Origin of the sequence: Hyalangium sp. (genome assembly GCF_035629615.1) — a bacterium.
Lineage (GTDB): Bacteria > Myxococcota > Myxococcia > Myxococcales > Myxococcaceae > Hyalangium.
Map to the genome: position 1 here is coordinate 1 of NZ_DASPHO010000385.1, position 22,297 is coordinate 22,297.

The following is a 22,297-nucleotide window of genomic DNA, read 5'->3' on the forward strand; positions in this document are numbered from 1 at the left end:
CCTGGCCGATGGGGCTGACCCACATGCCGCAGCGGCGGCCCCTCTGGGAGCTGGAGATGTTGCGCACCTCCGCGAAGAGCTTCACCGGAGCGCGGCCCGGCATCTCCACCTCCATCGCCGGGATGCGCATGCCGGGGTAGAGCAGGTCCTCACCCGGCTCCGTGATGAAGGACAGGCCCTCGTAGGACACGTCCAGCACGTTGCGCTGCACGCGGACCTGCGACCACAGCGGGTGATCAAAGGCGAGGTGGCACTCGATGGTGGTGGGCGCGCGGCGCAGCCACCGGTGCCGGTAGCGCGTCAGCTCCTGCGGCAGCGACATCATCCACAGGCCCTGATCCATCCAGGCCTTCTCTACCTTGAAGTAGAGCACCGAGCTGTAGCCGAAGGCCTCCATGGCGAAGGGCAGCGCCGGCAGCGGGCCGTCGGCCTTCCAGCCAATCACCCCGTCATACTTGTCGAAGTGCTCGGCCCGCACCTCCATGCGCGAGCCGTCCTCCGCCCGCGCCACGCCCCGGGTGGTGCGCGTGGCCAGCGCCTCGCAGATGCGCAGGATGCGCTCCGGGCGGGTGATGGATTCCTTCCACACCGGGCGCGCCTCGGGCGTCAGCAGGTGCCCGTTCTCCCGCAGCGACTCCAGCGCGGAGACGATCTTCCGGCCCGCCTCCAGCGGCGGGGCCACGAAGCGCAGGCGCAGCTCGGGCGGCGCCTCGGGGCTGCCGGAGGAGATGTCCGTCACCTCCGCCTGCAGAGACGTCGTCCACCGCTCGCCCAGCCCCAGCAGCACCGAGGCCGCCTGGCCGGGACGCAGCTCCGCGCACGAGGCCAGGTGCAGCGTCAGGTGCTCCAGCGACAGCTGCACCAGCCGGCCTTGAGAGTCGTGCGCGTCCCCGAAAGACGCCACTGCCGACAGGTCCGTTCCCATCCGGTAGCCCAGGATCGCCTCGCGGGTCGACATCCGGTTATCCGACTGCATGGGAGACTCCGTCGCGCAAAGAAACTTTACGTAAATAGCAGAACAATTTCATACCACGGTTCCGCTAGACTTCCCCAAAGGAAATTTCTTTCTCAGAGGGTGACCAGCCCTTCCCTCTGGCGCACCTGCTTCCCGAGAGCGTGGTGAGTCTTGATCATTCCGCACTGTGTCATTCTGGAAAGTCCCGGGTAATCCGAGTCGGTAGGCGCACTTGTAGCGTCCACAACTGGCCCTCCTCACCCGAGGCCAGCCTACGAAAAAGCCAGTTCTTCGGATTTAACCGCCTGTTCTGGGAAATCTAGTTCAGGGCTTTCGCGGTAAGAAGCAGCGCAGCCCCCAGGGTGGAGAATTCCCGTGTCGGTCCTTCGATCACGAGAGTTTCGCGGTGTAGACTCGATTTTCTCAAATGGGTGGTTCTACGCTGCCGCTCGCACCGGACGCCTACAGCGGCCGGAAGCTGGGCAAATACGAGGTGCTTTGCCGCCTGTCGACGGGCGGGATGGCAGAGATCTTCCTCGCGTCGCAGCGTGGCCTGGCCGGGTTCCGCAAGCTGGTGGTGCTCAAGCAGATCCTCCCGGACATCGCGGGCGAGGAGGAGTTCGTCCAGATGTTCCTGGACGAGGCGAAGGTGACGGCGGCCTTCAACCACCCCCACATCGCCCAGGTGTTTGACCTGGACGTGGCCGAGGGTGAGCTGTTCCTGGCGATGGAGTTCGTCGAGGGGGCCACCCTGGTGGAGGTGGCCAAGGCGTGCCGGGCGGTCAACGAGCCCATCCCCATCGGCTTCAGCCTGGAGGCGGTGCGCGACACGGCGCTGGCGCTGCACTACGCGCACACCTTCACGGATCCGCTCGGCCGGCCCTCGTCCATCATCCACCGGGACGTGGCCGAGAAGAACGTCATGGTGACGTACGAGGGCGTCACCAAGCTGCTGGACTTCGGCATCGCCAAGAGCCTGGCGCGCAAGGGCCGCACGCAGGTGGGCATGGTGAAGGGCACCAGCGGCTACATGTCCCCGGAGCAGATCCTGGGCGAGCCGCTGGATCCCCGGAGTGATCTGTTCAGCCTGGGCGTGGTGCTGCACGAGTGCCTCACGGGCCTGCGCCTGTTCCACGGCAAGACGCCCCAGGCCGGCGCGGGCGCGGTGCTGCACGGCCAGATTCCTCCTCCCTCGCGGGTGAACAAGGCCATCCCGCCGGAGCTGGACGCCATCGTGCTCAAGGCGCTGGCGCGCCCGCGGGAGGATCGGTACACGACGACGCTGGAGTTCGCGCGCGCCATGGAGCGCGCGGTGGGCCCCCTCATCTGGCACCCGGAGCAGAGCGGGGAGCTGATCCGGCGGCACTTCTTCGATCGGCGCGAGCAGACGCGGCAGCTCCTCATGGCCGAGCGGGCCCTGAGCGGGGAGTCCACCGGCCAGGTGAACGTGGCGAAGCTCTTCGCCCCCACCACGCTCCCGTCGGCCCCTGCGCTGCCGCCCGAGCCGGGGACGACGCCGGGTCTGCCACAGATCACCCCCACGCTGCCTCCGGCGCCCCGCGCCTCGCTGATGGCAATGCCGGTGGTGAAGCCACCCGCCCCCGAGGCGGCGCAGGCCAGGCCCCCGACGCCGCGCCTCTCGATGGCGGCGATGCCCGTGGTGAGTCCTCCTGCTGCGCAGCCCCTGCCGGAGACGCAAGCGAAGCCCCCGACGCCGCCTCGGGGTGCGCCCATGCGCCGCTCGAGCGCCACAGGGACGCGGGCGCTGCCGCCCTCGGAGCCCGCCCCCGTTCGCCGGCCGGTGTTCGAGCCGCTGCCCCAGAAGCGCACGAGCACCGCGACCGGCCACGAGGCCATCCCGCCCGCTCCCTCTGCGCAGGAGAATACGGATCGCACGCAGCCGGGCGACAACATCCGCGACAAGCGTCCTCCTGATGGGGCGGACGGGGAGGGCACCCGCGCCGCTCTGCTCGAGGCGCACGCGCCTGCCGAGGCCAAGGAGCTGCCTCGGAGCGAGCCGCGGACGCGCCCCAGCCGGTTGGATCTCCACTCCATGGGGACGATCCCGTGGACCGACGCGCCGCCGAACCTCCGCGGCCCGCCCGTCCCAGACGAGCCCTTGCCGGATGAAGAGGACGCGCAGGAGGTGAAGACCTCCCTGGTGATCCGCTCGATCGCGCCGCCCCCCAACCCGCGCACCTCCAATCCCGGCGCGCGTGCTCCCCGGCGCCGGGAGCCCACGCCGCCTCCGGTGGATGAGGAGCTCACCCCAGCGGACCTGCAGACGGAGTTCACCACCCAGCCTGTCCGCGCGGCAATGGCTCCCGAGCTGGGGCCCTCCCCAGACACCAACGAGACCCTCCTCCCCGACGACCCTGACGTCGAGGACGGCCCCACCATCGTTACGATGCCGGGCGTCCGCATCGCCCCGCAGCGGAAGCGGCAGCGGAGCGGGCTGGGGGTGGTGGTACTGGCCGGAGTGGTGCTGCTGCTGGGTGGGCTCGGCACGGTGGTGGCGCTCGGGTTGGATGGCGGGCGCTTGATGGAGCTGGTATCGCCCCCACCTACCTCTGTGGAGGATCTGGGACGCATGCAGCCCATCCCCAGGACAGGCACCCCGGCTCCGCCTGCCCAGCCTCCACCAGCTCCCCAGGTGAAGCCCCCCCCGCCCGAGCCCGCGGCAGCCCCAGCCTCCGCCGCTCCCGCGCCACCTGAGCCTTCGACGCCCGGTGCCTCGGCCCCGGCCACTGTGCCCTCCGACACTCCGGCTGAAGGGACACCGCCCCCGCCGATGGTGGCGCTGGCAGCGGCACCTGAGGCCGAGGCTCCCGCCCCGGTGACGGAGGCCGCCCTGAACATCCCGGACGCGGACCCACCCCAGCCGACGAAGAAGACGACCCGCCCTCCCAAGCGCACGCGGCGGGACGCGGCGAAGACGAGCAGCTCCGTGGACATCGAGGCCTTCCCCGACGACGCCTCCTCGGCCTCGGCGACTGCAGGCGGGGGTGGGCTCACGCTCGCCACCGATCCCTACGCCAAGGTGTACCTGGGTAAGCGCTACCTGGGGGATACGCCGCTCTTCAAGATCAGCCTCCCCTCGGGCAAGCACTTGCTGAGTCTCGTGGTCGCGGATGGGCGGACCCTGCGGGTGCCGGTGGAGATCAAGCCCGGCGAGACCACGGCCTTGAAGCTCGCGCTGGACGAGCTCGCTCGGGAATAGCTCCCTGGCCGGCGGGGCCGGCAATGGTTTCCAGGCTCGTGCGTAACCCCCGGTGCCCCGAGGCCCCGAGCCTCCATCCTTCTCTGGGAGAGCACCGCCATGAAGAGCCTTCGAGTCGCCCTCATCGTCCCCACGCTGCTGCTGTCCGCCTCCGCGTTTGCGCAGGCCGAGACGGGCTCGGCGCGCGAGGTACCGGACTTCCATGGCGTGGAGGTAAGCCAGGGCTTGAAGGCCAAGGTGACGGTGGGCCCCAAGTCCGTGCGCGTCTCTGGGGACGAGAAGCTGGTGAGCAAGGTTCGCACCGAGGTGGTGGACGGCAAGCTGGTGGTGCGGATGGAGAAGAACAACTCGTGGTTCGGCTCCAGCTCCAGCCGGGGCATCGAGGTCACCATCTCCAGCCCCCAGATGACGAGCGTGGGGGCCAGCGGTGGCGCCCGGGTGGACGCGGAGGCCACGGCCGCGGAGACCTTTACCGTGGATGCCAGCGGTGGCGGCGCGGTCTCCGTGCGCAACCTGGACGCGAAGAAGGTCAGGGTGGACGCCAGCGGCGGCGCGGCGGTGACGCTGAAGGGCCGTGCGGACAAGGTCGAGGTGGACGGCAGCGGCGGCGTCCAGGTGGATGCCCAGGAGCTGAACCACAAGGAGCTGGACGTGGACGCCAGCGGCGGCACCGTGGTGGAGGCCAGCCCCACCGATCGCATCGAGGCGGACCTGTCCGGCGGCTGCGTCGTCCACGTGGACAGCTCGCCGGCCCAGCGGGAGGTCTCCTCCTCCGGCGGCTCGTCCGTCGTCTTCCGCAAGAAGTAGCCCGCGGCGGGCGCCTCACCCGTCGAGGTTCAGCGACGTCTCGTGCAGGCGCTTGCCCTTGCGATCGAAGATCTCCACCCGGAGCGTGGGCTCCTTCCACGTCAGCCGGGTGAAGTTGCTCACCTGCGTGTAGCCGCCATGGCGGGTGAGCGTGTAGTCCGTCTGCCCGTCGAGGAGGCCCTCCAGCTCGAAGAGGAACTCCGGCGCACTGAGGGCGGGGGCGTTGAAGGCGGAGGAGATGATGGAGTGCACGCGAAAGTCCGGCCGCGAGGTGCTCTTCAGCTCGCTCCAGAGCGACACGTGCACATCCCCGGAGAGGAACACCGTGCGGTGCACGCCCTCGTCCCGCATGAAGTCCAGCAGCTTCTGGCGCTGGAGCTGGAAGCCCGCCCACTTGTCGTTGCGCTCGCCCAGGGCCCAGCCCGCGAGCGTCAGGTCCGGGAAGAAGGGCACCGCGGACACGACGAACTTCAGCCCGCCCCGATCCGCCTGCATCCACTCCCGGAGCGCGTGCAGCTGCCGCGCGCCGATCAGCTCGGGCGGCTGGGCCCGGTGGTAGCGCTCCGTGCGAACATCCAGCACGAAGAAGCGCGCCGGGCCCGCCTCGAAGGTGTACCAGTAGCGGGTGAGGGCGTTGGTGAGCCCCGGCTCGTTCCTGCGCTGCAGCGCCGGCCCGTGCACCACCTGGTAGCAGCGGTAGGCCTCGAGCGCGGCCATGAAGCGCCGCTTGTTGGCGGCGAGCTCCTTGTCCCCCAGCCTCGGATCATTGAGCCGATCCATGGACCAGTTGTCGGCGATCTCATGGTCGTCCAGCGTCATGTACGTGGGCACACGGGACATGAGGCGCCGCAGGTTCGGCTGGGTGAAGGAGCGCTGGTAGCTGGCGCAGTACTGCGCGAACGACTGACTGGACGCGCCCATGTCGGCGTAGATCTGATCGCCCGCCATCATCAGCAGGTCCGTGGGCATGCCGCCCTCCACCTGATCAAGGATGGTGCGGAAGATGCGGTCACCCCGGTCCGGCAGCCCCGTGTTGACGAGCTCCTCGAGGCCCGGAGTGGGGTGGCGGCAGGAGCCTACCACCAGCGAGAGCGCCGGGCTGCCCGGCGCGCCCACGGTCCGGAAGACGCTCGCGCTGGCGCCTTGCAGCTCCAACCCGGTGGGCGGCTGGAGTTGCAGCAGCTCCCGTCCCGAGAAGAAGTAGCCCATGCGATATGCGTAGGTGCGCCCCGGCGCCAGCCCCGCGAAGTCCACACTGCCGGTGTAGTCATCCTCGGGCAGCAGCTTGAAGTAGCGGGCCTGCGCGGGCGTGGTGGAGCCCGCCTCGAGCAGCTGCGCCACGCCGTAGCACTGCAGCCCGCCCAGCGGGGGAGGAGTCGAGCCTCGGCCCCACAGCCGCACCGTCGTGGCCGTGGTGTGTCCTACGATGGGGCCCACCGTCACGGGTTTCACAGGAAACTCGATCGCCATCCGCTTCCCCTCCACCGCGCCAGGCAGCCCTCAGCCTTCCCACTTGGGCGGCGCATGTGGGCATTCTACCTCCGTTGAGATCCCCACAGGGAACGCAGGAATAATGACCTTCGTGGATCCAACCCATCTAGAGACGCGCGGGAGCTTTCTCGTTCCCCGGAGTGCCCGATGACTGCCCCCGCCCCGAAGACCTCCTCCCTCTGGCAGAGCCGGCCACGGCCGCAAGTCACCACCCAGCAGATCACCTCCACCTGGGACGCCGTCATCGACCGGGTACCGCAGGCCCAGCCCGCCCTGCTCGCGCCGCTGGCCGCCCAGCCCACCGCGCGCTCTCTCGAGTTTCTCGCACCCGAGAATCCCTCGGGCGCACAGGGCTACGACGTGGCGCTGGTGGATCGCGCCTCGGGCCAGTGCCTGGCCTTCGCCAGTGTGCTGAGCGCGGAGGGCTCCGAGTTCCAGAAGCGCACGGGCCTCTCCTCGAAGGCGCTGGAGCAGGCGGCCTGGCTCACCCGCGTCTACCTCTCGCCGTCCGCACCCGCGGGCGCTCAGGCCGTGCTGCTGTACGCCGCCCTGCGCCAGGCCCGCGGCTGGGGCCGGAGCATGGCCGCCTTCCTCATGGCGGATGACGACACGCCCACTGCGCGCCGCTACGGCCTCACGCTGCTGCAGAACGTGCCCCGGCTGGACCTGGCCGGCACCGGTGCCTTCCGCGCCAAGGCGCAGCGGTTGGACCTGATGCTCTACCAGGCCTCGGAGGAGGCCTCGAAGGCGGGCCAGCCCCTGGAGCCCTCCTTCCTGGTGGCGGAGGTGCTCGACACCATCAACCACCTCTTCCTGGACAAGGTGGGGCAGAGCAGCTTCTTCCAGGCGGTGGATGCCGGCACGCTCACGCGCGAGCAGTACGTGTACACGCTCACGCAGCTGCACCAGTTCGTCCGCTACACCACGCGCCTGCTGGGCCGGTGCGTGGGTGCCTCCAACGACACCGAGCTGCGCACCCACTTCATCCACCACCTCAAGGGTGAGATCAACCACGAGATCATCATCGAGCGGGATCTGCAGCACCTGGGCGAGGACCCTACCTACGTGAAGCAGGTGGCGCAGCCCAACCTGCCGACGCGCGAGTTCATGTGCACGCAGGAGAGCGCCATCGCCTTCTACAATGATCCGGTGCTGATGCTGGCGGCACCGCTGGCAGCCGAGGGCGTCAGCGGCCACCTGGGCCAGCTCTTCATGGACAAGATGAACGCGCTGGTGAGCGCGTGGGGGGTGAAGGAGCCGCAGAAGGCCACGCACTTCCTGGGCTCGCACATCGAGTTCGACGGCGGCGACGATGGGCACTGGCAGGGCAACCTGACGCTGCTGGCACGCTACCTGCGCACCGAGCCGCAGCTGCGGGGCTTCCTGGCCCTGCTGCGCGTGAGCGTGGACGCCACGCTGCGCCAGTGGGACAGCTACGTGAGCGACGTGGCGCTCTGGAGCGCCCGGCCCGAACAGGCCCCGTGACGCACGCTGTCACTCTGCGTCCCATGACGAAGCCCTGTCATACGCTAGACTCCTGGTGATCACCCCCGTATCAGGTTCTTCTCCGGGATGGCCGAGATGTCCGCTGAAGTCGTCGATGTCATCGTGGTGGGGTGCGGCCCCGTGGGTGGGATTGCCGCCAACTACCTGGGCCTGCACGGGCTGCGCACGCTCGTCATCGAGCGCGACCTCTCCGTCTTCATCCAGCCGCGGGCCTTCTCCTGTGATGACGAGGCCCAGCGCAACTTCCAGGCGGCCGGGCTCGAGGGCGCCCTGGCCGTGGACCTGTGGCCCTGCAAGAGCATGGACTACATCGACGGCTCCCAGCGCGTGCTGGGCACGGTGGCCATGGGCGAGCTGGACTTCGGGGTGAGCCACCCGGCCATCTCCTTCTTCAACCAGCCCCAGCTCGAGACGGTGCTGCGCAAGGGCCTGGAGCGTTTCCCCCACGCCGAGCTCCGGCTCGGCCACGAGCTGGTGTCCTTCACCCAGGATGAGGACTTCGTCACCACCCAGATCAAGGACCGGCGCACCGGGCGCTCCAGGGAGGTGCGCGCCCGCTACCTGCTGGGCTGCGACGGCTCGCACAGCACCGTGCGCGCGCAGATGGGGGTGAGCATGCTCGGCACCTCCTACGAGGAGCCGTGGATCGCCATCTCCGGCACGACGACGACACCCGAGCCGGACTTCACCTACTACGTGTGCGATCCGAAGCGGCCCGGCTTCGTCACGCGGGGCGTGTACAACGAAGTGCGCATGGACTTCCTGCTGAAAGAGAACGAGCGCACCGAGATCATGGAGCGCCAGGAGGTCGTCGATGCGCTCCTGGCTCCGTATGTCGACCCGAAGAAGATCCAGCTCCAGCGGGCCTCGGTCTTCACCTTCCAGGCCAAGGTGGCCGAGCGCTGGAGGGACAAGCGGGTGTTCCTGCTCGGGGACGCCGCGCACGTGATGCCGCCCTTCGCGGGGCAGGGACTGTGCTCCGGCATCCGCGACGCGATGAACCTGTCGTGGAAGCTGGCGCTCGTCTCGCGCGGGGCCGCCGGAGAGGCCCTGCTGGACACCTATGAGCAGGAGCGCCACCCGCACGCGGTGGACATGGTCAATACCACCATCGTCATGGGCAAGGTGCTCCTGGCCCGCAACCGGCTCGTGGCGGCGCTGCGCAACGCCCTGCTGAGGCTGCTGTTCCGCATCCCTCGCACCCGGCGCTTCATGCGCAACTACGAATTCAAGCCCAAGTCGCTGGTGAGCCAGGGGCTCATCTCCGGCGGGCGGCGCCGCAAGGGGAATGTCGCCGAGGGCTCGTACTTCCCCCAGCCACGGGTGGAGGTGGCGGGAGGGGAAACGGTGCGGCTGGACGACGTCTCCAGTCGTGGCTTCACGGTGTTCACGCTGGAGGATGCCCCCGACACGGTGCGACAGTCGGCCGAGGCGCTCGCCCGGGAAGTCGGAGGCCTGTGTCTGAGGATCCTGCCCGCCGCGCGGACCGGGGAGGCGCGGGCCGGAGACGTGGTGGACGTCTCGGGCAAGCTGACCGCGTGGTTCGTCCAGTATCAAGCAGATGTGGCCGTCGTCCGGCCCGATCGGTACGTCTACGGGGCCTCGCGTGGCGCCGCGATCGAGCAACTCCGGGAAGAGCTGCGTCGTCTCATCCACATGCCGGCGGCGACGAGGACCGAGGAAGCCCCCGCGCGGGCCCTGCTGCCATCGAGTGCCTGAGGCCTTGCCCCGCAGTGCACCGTCTCATTCCTTCCTCCCCTTCCCGTGCTATTAGAGAATGCCTGGATGCCGAGCATTCCCTCCAGGGATGTGCCTGCACGAGTGAGGAGCGGAGGAGACAGTGAGCACTGTTTTCAAAGTTGAGGTCATCGACCGGGTCATGTTCGCCCGGTACCCCAACCCGCCCTCCAAGGAAAACGTCAACGCGGTCCTCCAGCTCATGGCGACGCACCGTGAGCGGCTGGGCAAGCCTCTGCTCTATGTGGGCATGATCGACTCGAAGTCGAAGATCCCCAACGCCGAGGAGCGAAACCTCCTCAGCTACCTGGTGGCCGAGGGACGCGCCTTCTGCGAGGTGGCTCACCTCGTCATCGAGGGCAGCGAGCTTCAGAACAGCCTGCAGCGCGTCATCATCTCCGGGATGATCATCGTGACGCGCACGTACGATGGCTTCCTGTCCGTACACAAGAGCGTGGACTCAGTCGCCCCAGACATGGAGAAGCGGCTCGGCAAGGATCCCACCTACATCATCCGCAAGGCCCGCGAGCTCGGCCTGGCCACCTGAGGCTGGGAGGCCTCACTTCTTCTCGAAGGTGAGCGACGCCGAGTTCATGCAGTAGCGCAGGCCCGTGGGCTCGGGGCCGTCCGTGAAGACGTGGCCCAGGTGCCCGCCGCAGCGCGAGCACACCACCTCCACTCGCGTCATGAAGAAGCTCTTGTCCTCGTGCACCTCCACCGCGGAGGGCGCGACGGGCTGCCAGAAGCTGGGCCAGCCCGTCCCCGAGTCGAACTTGGTGCCGGAGGCGAAGAGTGCCTGGCCGCAACCGGCGCAGTGGTACGTGCCCTCCTCGTGATGGTCCCAGTACTTGCCGGTGAAGGCACGCTCGGTGCCCTTCTCGCGCAGGATGCGGAACTGCTCGGGCGTGAGCTGCTTCTTCCACTCCGCGTCTGTCTTGGAGACCTTCCCCGAGGCGGCGCTCGGCGCCTGGGACTCCTGAGCCGGGGCGGTTGTCTTCGGCGCGCTCGGAGACTTCTCGCCCGCGCCAGCGGCGATGGCCACCAGGGGAATCACGAGCAGGCCTGCCCACCACCACTTTCGTCGTAGGTCCATGACTCTCAGTACGCGCGAGCGACCCGGGAGTTACAGCGGAGGCGCGGTGCAAGAGCTTGTCGGCCTCATCCTGGCCCTGGGTGCCGACCCCCTTTACTGCACACGCGTCGAGGGCTTGTCCTCCTCAGCGCGTTGAATCTCGCCGAGCAGCCAGTCCCGGTGCTCGTAGGTGCTGGTGATGGCTTCCCCCTCCCCGAGGTTGCGGCTGGAGGTGCCCACGAGCGCAGCTCCCCCAGGGCCCTCGCGCAGGCACGGTCCGCCGCTGTCACCTTTGTAGTGGTGGCCTCCGGGCTGCTCGATGCGCATCCGCCCGCTGCCTGAGGACAGCTCCTCGGTGACCCGGTTCCTGCTGGCGCGCCGCTCTCCATCGTACCGGCGGTTCAGCTCGTCATAGCCGGAGCCGACGATGACAATGGACTCGTTGAGCTCCACGTCCCTGTCCGCCAGGGGCAGCGGCCGGAACTCTTCTCCGAGCGGCTCCTTCAACGTGATGACGGCGAGATCCGCGTGGCTGGAGGCCACCTGGCCGTGCTCATCCAGCAGCACCCTCAGCTCCGGATGGGGCTTCACCTCGCCTTCGAAGTAGTTCCTGCGCGCGGGCACCTCCTCTTCCACCATGAGCACTGCGGGCTCGTAGAGGATCGTCCGCACCTCCGCGGTCTTCGCACAGGCTGTGCCGTCAATGATGTCCCGGGCGCCACCGGGCTCGGACGCGACCTGCCGTCGCTGGCACACGCAATGGCCCGCGGTCAGGATGAGCTGTCTCCCGATGATGGACCCGCTGCACACGGCTCTGCGTTTCTGACCGAACTCCACCGTAATGAGGACGACGGACGGGTAGCGATTGATGGCATCCACCCGGCCCGCCAGCTCCCACAAGCGCGGTCCACCGGCCAGCTCCACCTTCTCGCTCGGCACATCCCCTGCGGGCCCGACGCCACCGGACCTCTGTTCGCTGGGGGCAGTGCTCGCCTGTCTCCCCAGGCTCTGCAACCGTTCCTGGCACCCGTCACACGCCGACAGCGTCGCCAGGACCCAGGCTGCCAGAGCGAGCCTTGTCCAACCCTTCTTCATGAGAGCCCTCCTGACACCGCGAGCAGCAAGCTCCGCCCGCGCTGCCCTACCCTACCTCATGGGTGGCTCTTTCCATACCCTCCCCGTTGAGTCCGGCTGCGGCTTGCTGCTCGCCAGGAGCGGGGCCGGCCGGCCACCTCCCAGGTAGGTGACCCGAGAACCCTCCTCTCAGGGTGCTGACGGGCCTCGCACCGGGCTCTCGTGGTGTCCGTGTCCTGGCCCACCGAAGGTGCCCGGCCAGGGCGCCTCCGCCGGACGCAGCCCCTCGAGCGGGAAGCGCTGGAAGCGCGCTCGGCTGTACGCAAACGGCGGATCGCACTCCCCGCACGTCGTCGCCCCGTCCATCAGCACCAGGCTCTCCGGGCCCAGCTCAAAGAGCTGCGGCACCGTGCGTGGCGTGTACGCCAGCGTGCACTGGAATGCCTCCGAGCCGTCCTTCGCCCTCACTCCCACCAGCGTCGGCTTCGAGCCGTTCGCCATGAAGCCCAGCACCAGCGTCTCCACTCCCTCGCTGCCCCCTGGGTATGTCTCCGCCAGGCGCAGCTCCTTCGACGCGAAGCTCTGCCCCTCCCCCAGCCGGTACGTCCACGCCGGCGCGAGCTCCGGCACCGTGTACCCCTTCAGCTCGGAAGAGGTGGCGACGCCCGCATCTGGATTTACCGTGGTGCCCTCCGGGCTCGGCACCACCACCTGCCGCGTCGCCACGGCTCGCCCCAGCACGGGCAGCGTGCCCACCTCTGCCCCGTCCTGAGTCCGCAGCGCCGTGCTGGCGCGCTCGGGCAGCAGCAGCCCCCGCACCAGGCCCAGCTCGCCACCCGGGATGGACAACAACCGCCGCCACCGCTCCACCCCGTCCGACGAGTAAGCGAGCACCAGCGTCGGCGAGCCCGGCAGCAGCGGCGCCCCCGAGTTCACCGTCGGAGAGAACGTCACGTACAGGTCCCCGGCCACATCCGACACCAGCCCGAACGGGTGCGGGTGGTTGCACTCCTCCAGCAGCGGATCCGTGAGGTGCGCCGAAGACACCAGCCCCCCCTTCGCATCCAGCACCACCAGGAAGTACGCCCGGCACAGCGTCGAGTTCTCCTGGCCCGCCGGGTACGCCTCGAAGAGCGCCGCCAGCCGATCCGGCGCCATCACCGCCAGCCGCGCCATGAAGAGCGTACCGTTGCTCTTCTCCTCCAGGTCCGGCCGGGCCGAGGCCAGCGTGAAGCTCCACCGCGCCAGGCCCGTCGTCTTCTCCAGCAGCGACACCTGCCCCTGCCGCGGAAAGTCCATGCACAGCAGGCGCTCGTTCCACAGCATGCAGCGCCGAGACGTGTCTGTCGCTTGCAGAGGCAGATCGCCCGCCGCGTCCTGCAGCGGCCTGCCGAAGAAGCCCGCCAGCGTCACCGTCCCATCCGGCCAGATCATCAGGTCATGCAGATCCAGTGCTAACGCGTCGGCGTCGAACGTCCAGTCGGGCACCAGCACCGTGGGCGGAGGGCGTGCGCACACCGGGCCATCGCACCGGCCCTCGGCCTGGCATGGCGTGGCCGACGCACACACGAAGCCGTCCGGCAAATTCTGCACCGTGCACGCTCCGTCCACGCACACGTCCGCCACCTCGCACCCGCGCCGCTCTCCGCAGAAGGTGCCGTCCGGAGCCCTCGCCAGCCCGCAGCCTGTCGCCGGATCGCACACGCCCACCTTGCAGGCCCCATCCCCCGGGCACGGCGGCGCAGGCACGGCCTGACACCCATCCAGCGGGTTGCACACGTCCGTGGTGCACGCATTGCCGTCGTCACACACCCGCTCGCGGCCCTTGCATCGTCCCGCCGTGCAGGTGGCCTCCACCAGGCATGCGTTCCCCGGATCGCACACCGTGCCATCCGGCAGCTGCGTCTCCACGCACTTCTCCGTCGCCAGATCGAAGCCGGTGCCATGACATGCCACGGGCGTAGGGCACGCGGGGATGGCCACGCCCTCCCCCATGAGCGACAGCGTCACCATGCCACCCCCCGCGGCCGTGCCCGTCAGGGCGGCGGATGACGGACCCGGTGCCGAAGGCGCGAACCGCACCCGGACCTCCACCTCGCCCGTGTTCAACCGCTCCGGCAGTCCTTCCACCGTGAAGGGCGCGTCCACCTGCGTCCACGTCACGATCAGCGGCGCTCGGCCCGCGTTGAAGACTCGCACCGTCTCCTCGCGCGTCACCCCCACGTAGGTCGGCGGAAATGCCACTGCCTCCACCGACAGGCGAAGCCGGCCCTGCGCGCCGACCAGCTGGGGATCGTCATGACAGCCAGCGCCGAGCACCGCCGCCATCAGACCCGCGAGGAGCGGGCCCCACGGGGTTCCAACCGCTGTCTTCGAGCATCCCATCGGTGAACCTCGCCTGGAGGCGTATAGTCCTCCCAGCCGCCGAGCGCGAGGGCTCCCGTGCTCGCACCCTTGCCCGCATGTCGGCCAGACACTCCTCGTGTCCCGAGGATTCAGGGTGGATCACTTGCTGCCACCAGTGATCAGCTCCTCCGGGCTTGCCCAGGGCCGTCATTTCTACAGCCCGGTCGGCCAATGGCACGGACAAGTGCTTGGAATCACTGAACCCCTGGAGGGTACGCTTCTGGCAAGCCCAGCAGCGCATGGACCACGTCAACTCTCTCGATGTCGCGGATGCCGCCCTGCCACGGCCGCAGGCCTTCACCGTGCTCATCCCTCGGGGGCTGCAGCCCATCGTGAATGCCCTGCCCGCAGAGGTCCGCCAGCAAGTGCTGGCCGAGCTGTTCCGCCTCGCCTCGCTCACCACCCAGGAGCGCGCGGGCCGCACGCGCGGCTACACCTACGCCCTGCGGATGGAGGTGGCCGGCTGCGCGGTGAGCGTGGAGATGGATGATCCGCGCTCGCGACTGATGCTCACCGGGTTGACCTGGCTGCACCCACACGCCTGATCCGGATCCGACTGCTACCTCTACTAGACTGTAAGTAGAGAGGATCTAAGTAGTAGTGACAGTAGGCGTCCCGGAGTTGGGGGTAAGTCTGCAAGCGCTTGGGATCATAAAGGAAAACCCCGCTTGCTACATGTGGACAAGTTGGCGTTTTCCCCCAGCCTCCCACAGTGCCTCCGTGGGGGGACGGATTGTCCACAGTCTTGGTTCTGTCGCCCACAGGACATCCACAGCTATCCTCCGCGCCCATGGAGAGCGGGTCGTCCAATGACTTCCACCGGGGCGAGCAGATCGGCAAGTACCAGATCATCACCCAGCTGTCCGTGGGAGGCATGGCCGAGCTGTTCCTCGGCTTCACCTCCGGGCCTGGTGGCTTTCGCAAGTACGTAGCCATCAAGCGCATCCTCCCGGACGTGCGCAGCAACGAAGCCTTCGAGCGCATGTTCCTGGACGAGGCGCGCATCACCGCCGCCTTCAACCACCCCAACATCGCCCAGGTGTACGAGCTGGGCCGGGAGGAGGACGGGCTGTTCCTGGCCATGGAGTTCATCGCCGGGCAGAACCTGGATCAGCTCACCGCCGCGTACCGGCGCCGCAATGCGCCCATCCCCCTGGGGTTGAGCGTGGCGGTGATGCGCGACGTGTGCCTGGCGCTGCACTACGCGCACAGCTTCACGGATCCCTCGGGCCGGCCCAGTGCCATCGTCCACCGCGACGTCGCCCAGAAGAACGTGATGGTGACGTACGACGGGGTGGTGAAGCTGCTGGACTTCGGCATCGCGAAGGCGCGCAACAGCCTCGAGCGGACGCGCGCGGGCACGGTGAAGGGGACGGCGGGATATATGTCTCCAGAGCAGGTGCGGGGCCAGCCGCTCGACGGGCGGAGTGATCTGTTCTCCGCGGGTGTGGTGCTCTGGGAGCTCATCACGGGTGGGCGGCTCTTCGCGGGCAAGACGGAGCGCGAGGAGCTGGCCCGCATCGTCGAGGCGCCCATTCCTCCTCTGCGGCACCCGTCGGAGTCAGTGCCCGAGGCGCTCTCGGCGGTCGTCTTGCAGGCGCTCGAGCGGGATCCGAACCATCGTTTCCAGAGCGCCAAGGAGCTGGCACGGGCGCTCGAGCAAGCCGCGGGCGCCCTGCTGTTCGACGGGGATCAGCGCGCGGGGGTGATGCGGGAGCTCTTCGAGAAGAAGATGGCCGCCACGCGCTCACTGCTGGAGAGCGCCGCCGAGCCCACACCCAAGGCCGAGCCCACACCCAAGGCCGAGCCTCCTCAAAGGAGGGGGCCAGCGCAGCCTGGCGTCGCACGAGGGGGTCGGGCGGTCCAAGAGGACCCGTCCTCCCTGCTGAAGGGGGACACGGCAGTCCACGAGCAGGTGCAGAACGCTGGCACCCGGGTGCCTCCACCCACCGTGAGGGACGCCCCTCAGGAGAGCCGGACGCTGAACACCGTGCTGTGGGTGGCGGTGCTGGCGGCCATCGTCCTGGGCGGAGGCTATCTGGTGATGACGCTGACACCTACGCTGGACGCGGGAGTGACGCCCGAGCCCACCCTGCAGACGTACAATGACCCACAGCTCAAGCTATTCCAGGAGCCCGGGCAACCCGCAGTCCCTGCGAGCGCGACTGCTGACGGAGGCGTCCCTGCGAGCGCCACGGCGGCGGCGGACACGAAGGAGGACGACAAGCCCTCGAAGTCCCCCCGCGCTCCGCAGGGGAAGATGACGCTCATCATCAACCCGGAGGCGGACGTGTTCTTCAACAAGCGCTCGCTGGGGAAGACGCCGCTGTTCAACACGCCGCTGCCGGTGGGGACGCACCGGCTGCGCATCGTGGGGCCGGACAAGAAGCAGCGGATGCTGTCGGTGCCCATCGAGGCCGGGAAGACGGCCATGCACCGGTTCTCCCTCAACGATATCCCCGAGGCGCGCTAGCCTCGGACTCTCGAACCCCTGCGTGCCCCATGACTCCGGGGCCCCCACTTCGGACACTGGCACCGCGATGGCTCCGCTCACTCTTGGCTTCTTGATGGATCCGCTCGAGCACGTCCGGGTGGATCACGACTCCACGTTCGCGCTGATGCTGGAGGCGCAGCGGCGCGGCCACACGGTGCGCTACCTGGAGCAGAGCTGGCTGAGCTACACCGGCACGTGCGCCGAGGCCCGCATGCGCACCGTCAAAGTGCGCCGCGAGCCCGGGCGGCACTTCGATGTCCTGGAGGAGTCGGTGCGGCCGATCTCCAGCCTGGATGCCCTCTTCCTGCGCAAGGATCCGCCGGTGGACGTGGAGTTCCTGCACGCCACGCAGCTGGTGGAGCTGTGTGCCGGGCGGCCGCCCGTCTTCATCAACAGCCCGCAGGGCATCCGGGACGCCAACGAGAAGCTCTTCACCCTGAACTTCCCCGACCTGATGCCGGAGACCTGCGTGGCCCGCGACAAGTCCGTGCTCCAGGACTTCATCCGCCAGCACCCGGGCGGCACCATCCTCAAGCCCATCGACGGCTTTGGGGGCAAGGGCATCGTCTTCGTCAGCCCTGGGGACCGCAACACGCGCTCGCTCCTGGAGATCATGACTTCCCATGGCCGCGAGTCCGTCATCGCCCAGGCGTACGTGCCGCAGAGCCGCCAGGGGGACAAGCGCATCATCCTCGTGGACGGTGAGCCCGTGGGAGCGGTGCTGCGCGTGCCCTCGGAGGACGATCACCGGGGCAACATGGCCGCGGGCGGCACGCCGGTGAAGACGACGCTGACGGAGCGGGAGAAGCAGATCTGCGCCCGGCTGAAGCCGAAGCTGCAGGAGCGCGGGCTGCTGCTGGTGGGCATCGACACGCTCGGAGACTTCCTCACCGAGGTGAACGTGACGAGCCCCACGGGCCTGGCGGAGATCGACGCGCTGAATGGATGCTGTGTGGAGATGCCCATCATCGATCTGGCGGAGCGCCTGGCCGCGAAGCGGTGAGCCCTGTGCTGGAAGCCCCCGGCCCGGACGAGACGCTCGACTCCATTGGCACGGCGGGCGTGAGAGTGCTGCAGCGCCGGAGCGGCTACCGCTTCACCCTGGACGCGGTGCTGCTGGCGGGGTTCGCTGCCTCGGAGGGCGCTGGAGAGGGGCCCGTGCTGGAGCTCGGCGCGGGCAGTGGGGTGGTGGCCTTCCTGCTCGCGCGGCAGCTCGGTCGAGGACCCATCGACGCGCTGGAACTGCAGCCGGCGGTGCACGCGCGGCTGGTTCGGGGCGTGGCGCTCAACGGACTGGAGGGCCGGGTGAGACCGTTGCTCGGAGACCTGCGCGAGGCCCGGACGCTGCTCTCGCCTGGGGCCTACACGCTCGTCGTCTCGAATCCTCCCTTCCGGCGGAGCGGCGGAGGAGTTCGCAGCCCGGACGAGGAGCGCGCCCTCTCCAAGGAGGAGCTGGCATGTGACGCGGCGGCGGTGGTGGCAGCGGCGCGACATGCACTGGCCCCCGGGGGTGGCGTGAGCCTGGTGTACCCGGCTGCACGGCTGACGGAGGTGCTCGGGCTGCTCACGGCGGCGCGGCTGTTCCCACGCGCGCTGCGCCTCGTCCACGCGCGGGTGGGCTCTCCCGCCACGCGCTTCCTCGTCCACTCCCTGAGGGACAGTGATCGCGGGCTGAAGGTGCACCCCCCTCTGATCGTTCACGGGGCGGGCCCGGGTGGGTATGCGCCCGAGGTCGCCGCCTTGATGGACCCACCGCGCTCCGAGCGCCATACTCCACCTGGGTAGAGGTGGACCCAGGCTTCCAGATCGGCCCGCTAAAGGTGCAGCAGCTGGTCATGGGACTCTCGTAACGCTATAATTTTTCACTATCACCCGAGGAGGGTCGATGGGACTCCATCCCGAAGAGGCGCTGCCCCCAGCCGAGCCACCGCGTCGCGAGCTGGCGGGATTCTCGGCGGTGGAGGCCATGGAAGCCCTGGAAGAGGGGTTCCTCGCCGTGGACGCCTCCCTCGCGGTCCGAGCCGTGAACACGGCCGCCGAGCAGCTCCTGGGGTTGTCACGAGCCGAGCTGCTGGGCCGCGCGCTGGGCTCGCTCCTGGGAGCGCAGGGGCCCTCGCCCGAGCTGCTCGAGGGCTGCCGGCGTGCGCTGGCCGAGCAGGTGCCTGGGAAGCTCATTGAGCACCGCGCCGCGGCCAGCCAGTGGCTGGAGATCCGCCTGCGTCCTCAGCGCGAGCAGGTGTGGCTCTTCTTGCGCGACATCACCCAGGAGCACAAGACCGAGGAGCGGCTGCGAGACTTCGAGCGGCAGCAGGCGGTGCTCCGGTACGTCATCGCCAACGTACCCCACGCCATCTTCTGGAAGGACCACCAGGGGCGCTTCCTCGGGGGCAACCAGAACTTCATCAATGACGCGGGCATGGGGACGCTGGAGAACCTCGTCGGGAAGACGGACTACGATCTCTGGAAGCGGGAAGACGCGGACTTCTTCGTCAAGATCGACCGCCAGGTGATGGAGAGCGGCACGCCGATCCTCGAGCTCGAGGAGCCGATCCTGCGTGCCGATGGCTCGCAGCGCACGCTGATGACCAGCAAGGTCCCCCTCCGGGATGAGGCGGGCCAGGTCATGGGCCTGCTGGGCATCTACGCGGACATCACCGAGCGCAAGCGGATGGAGGTGGAGCTGCAGAGGGCGAAGGAGGTGGCCGAGGCGGCGGCTCGGGCGAAGAGCGAGTTCCTCACCGTGATGAGCCACGAGCTGCGCACCCCGCTGACGTTGATCCTGGGTCCATTGGGGATCCTGCTCTCCTCTCGCCCAGGCGAGCTTCCCGGCCGCGTGCGCGCGGACCTGGAGCGCATCCACCGCAATGCCGAGCGGCTCTTCCGGCTCGTGGACGACATCCTGGACCACCAGAAGGTGGAGGCAGGCCGGATGGAGGCCGACTGGGAGCCCGCGGAGATCACGGGCCTCACGGCCCACATCGTGGACGATGCCCGCTCGGCGGCAGCCTCCCGGCGAATCGAGGTGCGCTTCGAGGCCGGCCCTGGCCTGGGCGTGGTGCCCCTGGACCGGCGCAAGTTCGAGAAGATCGTCCTGAACCTCCTGGGCAACGCCCTCAAGTTCACCCCTGAGGGCGGCACGATCACCGTGGCCCTGCGAGCGGTGGACTCGAAGATCGAGCTCTCGGTGATGGACACGGGGGCGGGCATCCCCACCTCCAAGCAGGGCCTGCTCTTCCAGCGGTTCCAGCAGATCGACAGCTCCACCATGCGAAAGCACGAGGGGACCGGCATGGGGCTGGCCATCGTGAAGGAGTTCACCGAGCTGATGGGAGGCCAGGTCTCGGTGGACAGCGAGCTCGGTGCCGGTGCGCGCTTCACCGTCCGCTTGCCGAGGGGTGCCGATCGGCTCATGGCACATGGACTGGCGAGCTCGGTGCCGGTGCGCTCGAGCAGGGGGTACTTCGAGCAGCTGCCTGACGTCCCGGCCGCCTCCGTCCGAGCGCCTCGAAGGCTCGGCCCGGCGGGGCCTCGGCTGCTCATCGCCGACGACAACGCGGACATGCGCGCCTACCTGGCGAGCCTGTTGGGCGAGGAGTACGAGCTCGAGCTGGTGGAGACGGGCCGGCAGGCCTGGGAGGCGGTGGAGCGGCAGCGGCCGGATGTCATCGTCTCGGATGTGATGATGCCCGAGATGGATGGGACCGAGCTGGTCTCCCGGCTCAAGGCGAGCGTCCTGTACAGGGACATCCCCATCCTCTTGCTGACGGCCAAGGCCAGCCGCGAGGAGGTGGTGGGTGGGCTGGAGGGCGGGGCGGACGACTACCTGGGCAAGCCGTTCAGTGCGGCAGAGCTCCGGGCCCGGGTTCGCGCGGCCGTGCGCATGCACGCGCTCTATCAGAAGCTCGAGGTGGGGAAGCACGAGCTGGAGGACTCACTGCTGAAGCTGCGAGCGGTTCAAGAGCAGCTCTTGCAGAAAGGCAAGATGGCCGCCGTGGGCTCCTTGGTGTCGGGCCTCTGCCACGAGCTGAACAACCCGATGGCGGCCATTCGCATGAACATCGACCTGATGTCCCGGCGTGCGCTCGCCACGGAGGAACAGCGCATGACGCTGGAGGTGATCGATCGTCAGTCCCGGCGCTGTGCGAGCCTGGTGAAGGCGCTGCTCGAGTTCTCGAGCCGCCCTGCCGTTGTCCGCGAGCCGTGTGATGTGAGGGCGGTGGTGACACGGGTCATCGAGCTGGCAGGACGCCCGCTGGCCCGGCGGAGTGTGAACATCGATCAGCGGCTCAGTGACGCCCGCCTGCCGCGGGTCTACCTCCATACCGCCGAGATGGAGGCGGCCTTGCTCAACGTGGTGATGAACGCACTGGAGGCCAGCCAGGAGGGAGCCACGGTGACGATCGAGGCGCAGGCCCTGGTGCGCGAGGGAGCGCAGGGTGTGGAGGTGGCAGTGTTCGACAATGGCCCGGGCATTCCCCAGGACATGCTGCCGCACGTCATCGAGCCATTCTTCACCACGAAGCCGCCAGGAGAGGGGCTCGGGCTCGGGCTGGCGATGACGTACCGGTTCATCGACGCGCACGGAGGGAACCTGCACATCGACAGTGAGCCGGGCCGTGGAACCACGGTGCGGATGTGGCTCCCCGCCACGCCTGTCATCGAGATGCCGTCCTTGCTGGGCTTGGAGGCCACTGTCCAATGAGCATCCTGGATCTCTTCGAGGAAGAAGACACGACGGCCAGAAGGCGGGGCGAGCACATCCTCGTGGTCGATGATGAGCGGGACGTGCGCGAGGGCTTGGGGAGGCTGCTCTCGCTGGAGGGATATGAAGTCACCACGGCCGAGAATGGCCTGGTGGCCCTCGAGCGAGCGAAGTCCCGGCGCTTCGACCTGGTGCTGACGGATCTCCGGATGCCGCTGATGGGGGGCGTCGAGACGCTGATGGGGCTGAAGCAGCTCCATCCCGGCATGCCGGTGATCGTCGTCACGGCCTACGCCTCCGATGAGACCGCGACCCGCTGCATGGGCGAGGGCGCGTACGGCTACGTGATGAAGCCGTTCGAGCTGGACCACCTGCTGCGCGTCATCCGGGAGGCTGTCCCCACGGGCAAGGCGGCGCTCCAGGAAGCATCCTGAGTAAGCGGACCACCGCTCTGTGCACCCTGGCCGCTGGCAGCCCGCCTGGGTGGTGGGCGGCCGCTCGGAGGGCCCGCAGGTTTCTCTCAGGTGCGTCGGGAGATCCGTAATATGCGCGGGCCATGCCCTCGTCCGTCCTCTTGCTCCTGGCGCTCTTTGCCTTGCCGGATCCCTCTGCAGATCCCGCCGTTGCTCCCGTAGATCCCGCTGCTGCCGTCGCGGATGACTCGTTCGTCCGTGGCGTCGAGGCCCTCAAGGCGCGGGATGCCAAGACCGCCATCGCTGCGCTCTCCTCCTGCGTGGAGGCCGCGCCAACGCGGGTGGACTGCCGCTGGGAGCTGGGCTGGGCGTACTCGCTGGAGAACAAGTGGGCAGAGGCGCTCGCGCAATGGACGGAGG

The 22,297-nt window shown here is 68.8% G+C and carries 15 protein-coding genes and 2 pseudogenes; 12 read left to right on the plus strand and 5 right to left on the minus strand.

The features are described from left to right. Window positions 1-976: pseudogene (locus VD972_RS19630) on the minus strand (PilZ domain-containing protein); the annotation flags it as partial. Window positions 977-1,382: 406 nt separating this feature from the next. Between VD972_RS19630 and VD972_RS19635 the strand changes: the two are divergent. Together VD972_RS19635 and VD972_RS19640 are read left to right on the plus strand one after the other, a co-directional pair. Continuing rightward, window positions 1,383-4,175, plus strand: a complete 2,793-nt coding sequence (locus tag VD972_RS19635) for a protein kinase domain-containing protein (protein WP_324989207.1) — start codon at window positions 1,383-1,385, stop codon at window positions 4,173-4,175. 99 nt (window positions 4,176-4,274) lie between these two features. Beyond that, window positions 4,275-4,982 (plus strand): head GIN domain-containing protein, encoded by a 708-nt coding sequence (locus tag VD972_RS19640; protein ID WP_324989208.1) that lies wholly within the window; start codon window positions 4,275-4,277, stop codon window positions 4,980-4,982. A 15-nt stretch (window positions 4,983-4,997) separates the two neighbouring features. Here the strand turns inward: VD972_RS19640 and VD972_RS19645 are convergent, their stop codons facing one another. Then, on the minus strand, window positions 4,998-6,452 hold the full coding sequence (locus VD972_RS19645; RefSeq protein WP_324989210.1) for an alkaline phosphatase D family protein: 1,455 nt from the start codon (window positions 6,450-6,452) through the stop codon (window positions 4,998-5,000). A gap of 168 nt (window positions 6,453-6,620) precedes the next feature. Between VD972_RS19645 and VD972_RS19650 the strand changes: the two genes are divergently transcribed. From VD972_RS19650 to VD972_RS19660, 3 genes are all read left to right on the plus strand, one after another. Then, window positions 6,621-7,958 (plus strand): hypothetical protein, encoded by a 1,338-nt coding sequence (locus tag VD972_RS19650; protein ID WP_324989211.1) that lies wholly within the window; start codon window positions 6,621-6,623, stop codon window positions 7,956-7,958. Window positions 7,959-8,054: 96 nt separating this feature from the next. Continuing rightward, entirely contained in the window at window positions 8,055-9,698 is a 1,644-nt protein-coding gene (locus VD972_RS19655) for a bifunctional 3-(3-hydroxy-phenyl)propionate/3-hydroxycinnamic acid hydroxylase (protein ID WP_324989212.1), read from the plus strand. Window positions 9,699-9,819: 121 nt separating this feature from the next. Then, on the plus strand, window positions 9,820-10,263 hold the full coding sequence (locus tag VD972_RS19660) for a DofB protein (protein ID WP_324989214.1): 444 nt from the start codon (window positions 9,820-9,822) through the stop codon (window positions 10,261-10,263). A gap of 12 nt (window positions 10,264-10,275) precedes the next feature. Here the strand turns inward: VD972_RS19660 and msrB are convergent, their stop codons facing one another. The 3 genes from msrB to VD972_RS19675 all read right to left on the minus strand — a co-directional run bounded on the left by msrB (window position 10,276) and on the right by VD972_RS19675 (window position 14,190). Then, window positions 10,276-10,809, minus strand: a complete 534-nt coding sequence (gene msrB / locus VD972_RS19665; protein ID WP_324989216.1) for a peptide-methionine (R)-S-oxide reductase MsrB — start codon at window positions 10,807-10,809, stop codon at window positions 10,276-10,278. A gap of 93 nt (window positions 10,810-10,902) precedes the next feature. Next, entirely contained in the window at window positions 10,903-11,883 is a 981-nt protein-coding gene (locus tag VD972_RS19670) for a trypsin-like serine protease (RefSeq protein WP_324989218.1), read from the minus strand. Between the two features lie 168 nt (window positions 11,884-12,051). Then, on the minus strand, window positions 12,052-14,190 hold the full coding sequence (locus tag VD972_RS19675; protein ID WP_324989220.1) for a tenascin-X: 2,139 nt from the start codon (window positions 14,188-14,190) through the stop codon (window positions 12,052-12,054). A 317-nt stretch (window positions 14,191-14,507) separates the two neighbouring features. Here VD972_RS19675 and VD972_RS19680 point away from each other — a divergent pair, with 317 nt between their 5' ends. From VD972_RS19680 to VD972_RS19710, 7 genes and pseudogenes are all read left to right on the plus strand, one after another. After that, window positions 14,508-14,813 (plus strand): hypothetical protein, encoded by a 306-nt coding sequence (locus VD972_RS19680; RefSeq protein WP_324989222.1) that lies wholly within the window; start codon window positions 14,508-14,510, stop codon window positions 14,811-14,813. A gap of 245 nt (window positions 14,814-15,058) precedes the next feature. Next, window positions 15,059-16,741 (plus strand): serine/threonine-protein kinase, encoded by a 1,683-nt coding sequence (locus VD972_RS19685; RefSeq protein WP_324989224.1) that lies wholly within the window; start codon window positions 15,059-15,061, stop codon window positions 16,739-16,741. 67 nt (window positions 16,742-16,808) lie between these two features. After that, window positions 16,809-17,765, plus strand: a complete 957-nt coding sequence (gene gshB / locus VD972_RS19690) for a glutathione synthase (protein WP_324989226.1) — start codon at window positions 16,809-16,811, stop codon at window positions 17,763-17,765. A gap of 5 nt (window positions 17,766-17,770) precedes the next feature. After that, window positions 17,771-18,547 carry a tRNA1(Val) (adenine(37)-N6)-methyltransferase gene (locus VD972_RS19695; protein ID WP_324989228.1) on the plus strand — a complete coding sequence of 259 codons (777 nt, stop codon included), beginning with the start codon at window positions 17,771-17,773 and terminating at the stop codon, window positions 18,545-18,547. 100 nt (window positions 18,548-18,647) lie between these two features. Then, a complete protein-coding gene (locus tag VD972_RS19700; RefSeq protein WP_324989230.1) occupies window positions 18,648-21,464 on the plus strand; it encodes an ATP-binding protein in 2,817 nt (938 codons plus the stop codon). Next, window positions 21,461-21,898, plus strand: a complete 438-nt coding sequence (locus VD972_RS19705) for a response regulator (protein ID WP_324989233.1) — start codon at window positions 21,461-21,463, stop codon at window positions 21,896-21,898. Before VD972_RS19700 ends, VD972_RS19705 begins: the two co-directional genes overlap by 4 nt. A gap of 122 nt (window positions 21,899-22,020) precedes the next feature. Further along, window positions 22,021-22,297: pseudogene (locus VD972_RS19710) on the plus strand (CapA family protein); the annotation flags it as partial.

Coding starts and splice junctions, on each gene's coding strand:
- VD972_RS19635 (WP_324989207.1), top strand. CDS start 1,383: ATGGGTGGTTCTACGCTGCCGCTCGCACCGGACGCCTACAGCGGCCGG.
- VD972_RS19640 (WP_324989208.1), top strand. CDS start 4,275: ATGAAGAGCCTTCGAGTCGCCCTCATCGTCCCCACGCTGCTGCTGTCC.
- VD972_RS19645 (WP_324989210.1), bottom strand. CDS start 6,452: ATGGCGATCGAGTTTCCTGTGAAACCCGTGACGGTGGGCCCCATCGTA.
- VD972_RS19650 (WP_324989211.1), top strand. CDS start 6,621: ATGACTGCCCCCGCCCCGAAGACCTCCTCCCTCTGGCAGAGCCGGCCA.
- VD972_RS19655 (WP_324989212.1), top strand. CDS start 8,055: ATGTCCGCTGAAGTCGTCGATGTCATCGTGGTGGGGTGCGGCCCCGTG.
- msrB (WP_324989216.1), bottom strand. CDS start 10,809: ATGGACCTACGACGAAAGTGGTGGTGGGCAGGCCTGCTCGTGATTCCC.
- VD972_RS19670 (WP_324989218.1), bottom strand. CDS start 11,883: ATGAAGAAGGGTTGGACAAGGCTCGCTCTGGCAGCCTGGGTCCTGGCG.
- VD972_RS19675 (WP_324989220.1), bottom strand. CDS start 14,190: ATGGCGGCGGTGCTCGGCGCTGGCTGTCATGACGATCCCCAGCTGGTC.
- VD972_RS19680 (WP_324989222.1), top strand. CDS start 14,508: ATGGACCACGTCAACTCTCTCGATGTCGCGGATGCCGCCCTGCCACGG.
- VD972_RS19685 (WP_324989224.1), top strand. CDS start 15,059: ATGGAGAGCGGGTCGTCCAATGACTTCCACCGGGGCGAGCAGATCGGC.
- gshB (WP_324989226.1), top strand. CDS start 16,809: ATGGCTCCGCTCACTCTTGGCTTCTTGATGGATCCGCTCGAGCACGTC.
- VD972_RS19700 (WP_324989230.1), top strand. CDS start 18,648: ATGGGACTCCATCCCGAAGAGGCGCTGCCCCCAGCCGAGCCACCGCGT.
- VD972_RS19705 (WP_324989233.1), top strand. CDS start 21,461: ATGAGCATCCTGGATCTCTTCGAGGAAGAAGACACGACGGCCAGAAGG.